Source organism: Reyranella sp. CPCC 100927 (genome assembly GCF_007859315.1).
Lineage (GTDB): Bacteria > Pseudomonadota > Alphaproteobacteria > Reyranellales > Reyranellaceae > Vineibacter.
In genome coordinates this window covers 1-5,494 of the sequence record NZ_VOHA01000051.1, presented here as the reverse complement: position 1 = coordinate 5,494, position 5,494 = coordinate 1, and the positions used below count along the sequence as shown (strand labels likewise).

General features: G+C 67.3%; 8 protein-coding genes. 2 read left to right on the top strand and 6 right to left on the bottom strand.

The features are described from left to right. The 5 genes from FQU96_RS41840 to FQU96_RS41820 all read right to left on the bottom strand — a co-directional run. On the bottom strand, positions 1 to 2,422 hold a 2,422-nt coding region (locus FQU96_RS41840), incomplete at its 3' end, for an ATP-dependent helicase (protein WP_146547379.1). 221 nt (positions 2,423 to 2,643) lie between these two features. Continuing rightward, entirely contained in the window at positions 2,644 to 2,910 is a 267-nt protein-coding gene (locus tag FQU96_RS41835) for a Txe/YoeB family addiction module toxin (RefSeq protein ID WP_146547378.1), read from the bottom strand. Further along, the gene (locus tag FQU96_RS41830) at positions 2,907 to 3,161 is read right to left on the bottom strand and encodes a type II toxin-antitoxin system Phd/YefM family antitoxin (RefSeq protein WP_146547377.1); all 255 of its coding nucleotides are present in this window, start codon (positions 3,159 to 3,161) and stop codon (positions 2,907 to 2,909) included. The genes FQU96_RS41835 and FQU96_RS41830 overlap by 4 nt, the downstream gene beginning before the upstream one ends. A gap of 153 nt (positions 3,162 to 3,314) precedes the next feature. Beyond that, entirely contained in the window at positions 3,315 to 3,737 is a 423-nt protein-coding gene (locus FQU96_RS41825; RefSeq protein WP_146547376.1) for a type II toxin-antitoxin system VapC family toxin, read from the bottom strand. Next, the gene (locus FQU96_RS41820) at positions 3,734 to 3,979 is read right to left on the bottom strand and encodes a plasmid stabilization protein (protein ID WP_146547375.1); all 246 of its coding nucleotides are present in this window, start codon (positions 3,977 to 3,979) and stop codon (positions 3,734 to 3,736) included. The genes FQU96_RS41825 and FQU96_RS41820 overlap by 4 nt, the downstream gene beginning before the upstream one ends. A gap of 103 nt (positions 3,980 to 4,082) precedes the next feature. Here FQU96_RS41820 and FQU96_RS41815 point away from each other — a divergent pair, with 103 nt between their 5' ends. Further along, positions 4,083 to 4,385, top strand: coding sequence for an autorepressor SdpR family transcription factor (locus tag FQU96_RS41815; RefSeq protein ID WP_146547374.1), 303 nt, complete (start codon positions 4,083 to 4,085; stop codon positions 4,383 to 4,385). Beyond that, positions 4,382 to 4,750, top strand: coding sequence for an ammonium transporter (locus FQU96_RS41810; RefSeq protein WP_178131208.1), 369 nt, complete (start codon positions 4,382 to 4,384; stop codon positions 4,748 to 4,750). The genes FQU96_RS41815 and FQU96_RS41810 overlap by 4 nt, the downstream gene beginning before the upstream one ends. Positions 4,751 to 4,906: 156 nt before the next feature. On the opposite strand, the gene FQU96_RS41805 is transcribed toward FQU96_RS41810, so the two are convergent. Further along, entirely contained in the window at positions 4,907 to 5,179 is a 273-nt protein-coding gene (locus tag FQU96_RS41805) for a hypothetical protein (RefSeq protein ID WP_146547373.1), read from the bottom strand. Positions 5,180 to 5,494 lie beyond the last annotated feature (315 nt).

The following is a 5,494-nucleotide window of genomic DNA, read 5'->3' as shown; positions in this document are numbered from 1 at the left end:
CGCGCTCGCCCAGGCTGTAGACGCTGGTGCTGCCCGGCCGCGTGCCGGCGCCCAGCTTGCGGGCGCGGCTCCAGTCGGGACCCCAGTCGGCGTCGCTGGCACCGGCGTCGGCGTCGACATCGACGTCGCTCAGCCCGCCGCGGCCGCCGCTGCCGGCGACCGCGCTATTGCGGCCCATCGTGCCGCCGCGGCCCATGCTGCCGAAATGGCCCATCGACGCGGTGCCGTAGAGGCCGGCGTCGCTGCTGGCCTCGAGATGGTCCTGCGGCAGCTCGCCGATGAAGCGCGAGGGGATGGCGGCCTGCCACTGGTTGAAGACGCGGCGGTTGGCGGCGAAGGAGACATGCACGTTCTTGCGCGCGCGGGTCAGCGCCACGTAGGCGAGGCGGCGCTCTTCCTCCAGGCCCGACAGGCCCTTGTCGTCGAGCGCGCGCTGGTTGGGGAACAGGCCTTCCTCCCAGCCGGGCAGGAACACGGTGTCGAACTCCAGGCCCTTGGCGGCGTGCATGGTCATGATGGTGACCATGTCGCCGTTGGCGTTCTGGTTGCCCTCGGTCACCAGCGACACGTGCTCGAGGAAGCCCTGCAGGTTCTCGAACTCCTGCAGCGCGTTGATCAGCTCCTTGAGGTTCTCCAGCCGGCCCGGCGCCTCGGGCGAACGGTCGCGCTGCCACATCTCGGTGTAGCCCGACTCGTCGAGCAGGGTCTCCGCCACCTCGACGTGGCTGATGCCGTCGAGCATGGTGCGCCAGCGCTCGAAGTTCTTCACCAGGTCGCCCAGCGTCTTGCGCGCCTGCGGCCGCAGCTCGTCGGTCTCCAGCGCCCGGCGCGCAGCCTCGAACAGGCTCACGCGCTGCGTCTTCTGGATGTCGCGCAGGGTCTTCAGGGTCGACTCGCCCAGGCCGCGCTTGGGCACGTTGTAGATGCGCTCGAAGGCGAGGTCGTCGTCGGGCTGCTGCACCACCCGCAGGTAGGCCAGCGCATCGCGGATCTCCTGGCGCTCGTAGAAGCGCGGGCCGCCCACCACCTTGTAGGGCACGCCCAGGGTCATGAACCGCTCTTCGAACTCGCGGGTCTGGAAGGCGGCGCGCACCAGGATCGCGATCTCGCGCAGCGCGTGCTTCTCGCGCTGCAGCGCCTCGATCTCCTCGCCGATCACGCGCGCTTCCTCGTCGCCGTCCCACACGCCGCGCAGGCGCAGCTTCTCGCCCTCGGTCTCCTCGGTCCACAGGGTCTTGCCCAGGCGGCCCTCGTTGTTGGCGATCAGGGTCGAGGCCGCCGCCAGGATGTGCGGCGTCGAGCGGTAGTTGCGCTCCAGCCGGATGATGGCGGCGCCGGGGAAATCCTTCTCGAAGCGCAGGATGTTGCCCACCTCCGCCCCGCGCCAGCCGTAGATCGACTGGTCGTCGTCGCCGACACAGCAGATGTTGCTGGCGCTGGGAGCGAGCCGCTCTTCATGCCCCCTCCCCCCTTGTGGGGGAGGGCTGGGGCGGGGGGCTTCCACACCAGCGTGCGGCGCCTGAGGCCCCCCCTCCCCAACCCTCCCCCGCGAGGGGGGAGGGGGAGGGGGAAGAGAAGAGTCGTGCGCTGCCGGTGTGCCCTGCGTCTTCTGCGCCAGCAGCCGCAGCCACAGGTACTGCGCCACGTTGGTGTCCTGGTACTCGTCGACCAGGATGTAGCGGAAGCGGCGGTGGTAGTCGGCCAGCACGTCGGGATGCTGCTGGAACAGGGTGACGCAATGCATCACCAGGTCGCCGAAGTCGGCGGCGTTCACCGCCAGCAGGCGCGCCTGGTACTGGCGGTAGATCTCGACCGCGCGGCCGTCGGCGAACTCGGCCTGGTCGTCGCCGGTGCTCACCTTGTCCGGCGTCTGGGCACGGTCCTTCCAGCGCTGGATGATGCCGCTCAGGATCCGGGCCGGGAACTTCTTGTCGTCGATCCCCTCGGCCGCCAGCAGCTGCTTGATCAGCCTGACCTGGTCGTCGGTGTCGAGGATGGTGAAGTTGCTCTTCAGGCCCACCAGCTCGGCGTGGCGGCGCAGGATGCGCACGCCGATGGAGTGGAACGTGCCCAGCCACAGCCCGTCGGCGGCCTGGCCGATGGCGGCGGCGACGCGCTCCAGCATCTCGCGCGCCGCCTTGTTGGTGAAGGTCACGGCCAGGATCTGGCCGGGCCAGGCGCGCCGGGTCAGCAGGATGTGGGCGATGCGCGTGGTCAGCACGCGCGTCTTGCCGGTGCCGGCGCCGGCCAGCACCAGCAGCGGCCCCTCGGTGTGCTCCACCGCCTCGCGTTGCGTCGGGTTCAGCCCGTCGAGATACGCCGTCGACGGCGGCGCCACCGGCGCGCCGGAGGCATCACCGCGCCGCCCGCGCGGTGCGGGCGCAGGTTCGGGCTCGTCGGTCAGGTCGAACGGATCGGACATCTCTTGGGGCCGGGGGGTTGCCGATGGTCGGTATAGCCTTTGTTTACCTTCCCCCGCCAGCGGGGGAAGGTGGCGCGAAGCGCCGGATGGGGGTGCCTTGCGGCCAGACGGGTGGTTCGACGATCACCCCCATCCGCCTCAGGTACTTCGACGCAAAGCGTCGAAGTACCGAAACGGGCACCTTCCCCCGCGAGCGGGGGAAGGCATGAGAGAGCAGCTCGTCAGTAGTGGAACCGGCATTGTGCGATCTCGATGACCTGATCGGGCGCGGTACCGCGGACCCGATACACCAGCCGGTCCTCCAGCGTGATCCGCCGCGACCACCATCCCTTCAGATCGCCCTTGAGGGCTTCCGGTTTGCCGGTACCCGTGAACGGCGTGCGGCGGCACTCCCTGATCAAGGCGTTCAGGCGGTCCAGCACGTTGGGGGCCGTGGCGACCCCGTGCTGATAGTCCTCCCAGGCCTGCCCGGAAAAAAGCAGCTTCACGCGTCGGACAGCGTGCGCTCGCCGCCGCCGCCGGCATCCAGTTCCCGGATCGACGCGCGCAGGCGTTCGGCGTTGGCCGGTGTCGAGAGCAGGTGCAGGGTCTCTTCCGTGGCGTTCCAGTCGGACAGCGAGACCATCACGACGGCCTCGGCCTTCTGGCGGGTGATCACCACCGGCGTCTTGTCCCGCACAACGCGGTCCATGACGTCCTTCAAATTCGCCCGGGTATCCGAATAGGTCAGGACATCCATTGGATCCTCCATGTCTGTCCGCATATGTACAGTAATCCGTACAATGTCAATCGATGTTTCTAATTTGTTCCTTCGCTGCCACCGAACCGTCTCATGCTGACGAACGGGACCCGCCAAGGGAACACGCTCGCTCTCCCACGAGAAGGACCCCGTTCACTGCCCCGTCTCCCACGGGTTGATGACGGTCAGACCGGCGGCTTCAAACGGGCCGGTATCCCGGGTCGCCACCATGAAGCCGTGGGCTGCGGCCGTCGCGGCAATGAATCCGTCTGCGAGGGGAAAGCCCCTGCCACCGGCTCGTGCCCGAACGGCGATCTCCGCATAGCTCCGCGCAGCGACGGCGTCGAAAGGCAGGATACGAGGACCGAACAGTTCAAACAGGCCCTCCAGCACGCCTGCCAGCGACTCCTTGCGCCTGCCCATGGGAAGGCTGCCGATGCCGAACAGCAGCTCGGCGAGCGTGACGCTGGACAGGTAGAGGGTTTCCGTCGCCTGCTCGTTGAGCCAGGCCCTCACAACAGGGTCGCTCGAGGGCTTCATCACCGCCGAAACGACATTGGTATCGAGGACGATCATTCGAGGTTGATGGGCTCCGCCGGGGTCTTGTCGCGCTCGAAAGTGAGGTCCTGGTCTTTCAGGCCGAAACGACGGCCAAGTGCGGCCAGGGCGTCGCCCAAACGCACGCGCTCTGCTGGTCGGACTGCCGTTTCCAGGATGTCACGAACTTCCGCCTCGGTGCTGCGGCCATGTCGGGCAGCCCGCACCTTGAGCGCACGGTGCACTTCTTCAGGCAAGTTGCGGATGGTGATGGCGGGCATTGCTATCATCCGTGCCGTTTCGACAGCGTTGATATCAATATGGGACTCGTGCTGTCATCGATCAAGCTTGATTTTGATTCGATAATTAGCTAATCATCGAACTATGAACCGGGTTTTCAAAGCGCTGTCGGACCCGACCCGCCGCCGCGTGCTGCAACTGCTGCAGAGCGGACCGATGAGCGCGGGCGACCTCGGCAAGCACTTCGACGTCTCCAAGCCCACGATGTCGGCCCACTTCGCCGTGCTGCGGGAGGCCGATCTGGTCCATGCCGAGAAGGCAGGCAAGTCGGTCATCTATCACCTGAAGCTCTCGGTGCTCGAAGAGGCGCTGCTGGGCTTTGCGCAGTCGTTCGGCCTGGGTACGGAGGCGCCGGCGCCGGTGGCTGAATGGGAGACCGCGCGATGAAGAAGGAACTCCTGGTGGCCCTGGCCTGGGGTGCCGGCGCGGTCGTGCTGGCGCTGGCCGCAAGGGTCGCGCACACGCACGGCCACATCGACCACGAGACGATGCTGCGCGTCGTCGCGATGAACGGGCTCATGATCGCCTACTACGGCAATCGCGCGCCCAAGAGGATCGCGCCGAGCGCCTGCGCCCGGCGGCTCTCGCGGGTCGCCGGCTGGTCCCTGGTGCTCAGCGGCCTGGTCTACGCCGGACTGTGGGCCTTCGCCCCGATCCCGCTGGCCATGACGGCCGGCACCGGCGCGGTGGCGGCGGGCGTGATCGTGACCCTGGTCTATGGCCTCTCGCTGTGGGCGCGGGCGGACGCTTAGCACCTGGAAGCGTGGGTCACTGATACAGCCGTCATCCCGATAGCCTGTGATTTTTTGAGCCCACGCCTGTCATCCCGAGCGTAGCGAGGGATCTAGGAACGGCGTCTAGATCCCTCGCTCGGGATGCCAGGCGCGACTCACATTCGAGCGTTGTCTTCAGCGCCGGTTGTCGAACGCGATGCCGCGGTTCACCTGGTCGATGGCGCCGTTGACGTATTCCAGCGCCTTGGCGCGATGGCCGCCCTTGTCGGCGGTGGCGTTGTTCAGGAAGTTCCGCGCGTTCTGCAGCGCCTGTAGCGCATTGCGCATCTGCGGCTGGTTCTCCGCTTCGGCCGTGCGCATCGGCACATACACGGCGAGACCCCCCGCCACGGCGGCAATGCCGGCCACCGCCGCCAGGCGGGCGACGCCTTTGAACGAACCTGACATGTGAATTCTCCCCCCTCGCCAGCGGCGAGTTCGCAACGACCCCGGGCGCAGCCTACGCCCGTGTGCGAACGGTCTCCAGCGCCTTGACGCACGGACAGTGAAGAATGCTTGGCGGGTATGGGTTGCCTGTTTGTTCTTGATTTTTGAACATGATACGAGTACAAACCTGGGAGCGCGGGCGTCCCGCCCGCATTCGCCCGTAGCGGCAGCGAAGGGCAAAACGTCAATCGTCGGCGCCGGAGATGCGGGCGGGACGCCCATAGGCGCTAACTTACGATAAACGGCGGGAAGGATCTCCTGCGTCGCCGTCGTGGC

Coding starts and splice junctions, on each gene's coding strand:
- FQU96_RS41805 (WP_146547373.1), bottom strand. CDS start 5,179: ATGTCAGGTTCGTTCAAAGGCGTCGCCCGCCTGGCGGCGGTGGCCGGC.
- FQU96_RS41830 (WP_146547377.1), bottom strand. CDS start 3,161: ATGGATGTCCTGACCTATTCGGATACCCGGGCGAATTTGAAGGACGTC.
- FQU96_RS41820 (WP_146547375.1), bottom strand. CDS start 3,979: ATGCCCGCCATCACCATCCGCAACTTGCCTGAAGAAGTGCACCGTGCG.
- FQU96_RS41815 (WP_146547374.1), top strand. CDS start 4,083: ATGAACCGGGTTTTCAAAGCGCTGTCGGACCCGACCCGCCGCCGCGTG.
- FQU96_RS41810 (WP_178131208.1), top strand. CDS start 4,382: ATGAAGAAGGAACTCCTGGTGGCCCTGGCCTGGGGTGCCGGCGCGGTC.
- FQU96_RS41825 (WP_146547376.1), bottom strand. CDS start 3,737: ATGATCGTCCTCGATACCAATGTCGTTTCGGCGGTGATGAAGCCCTCG.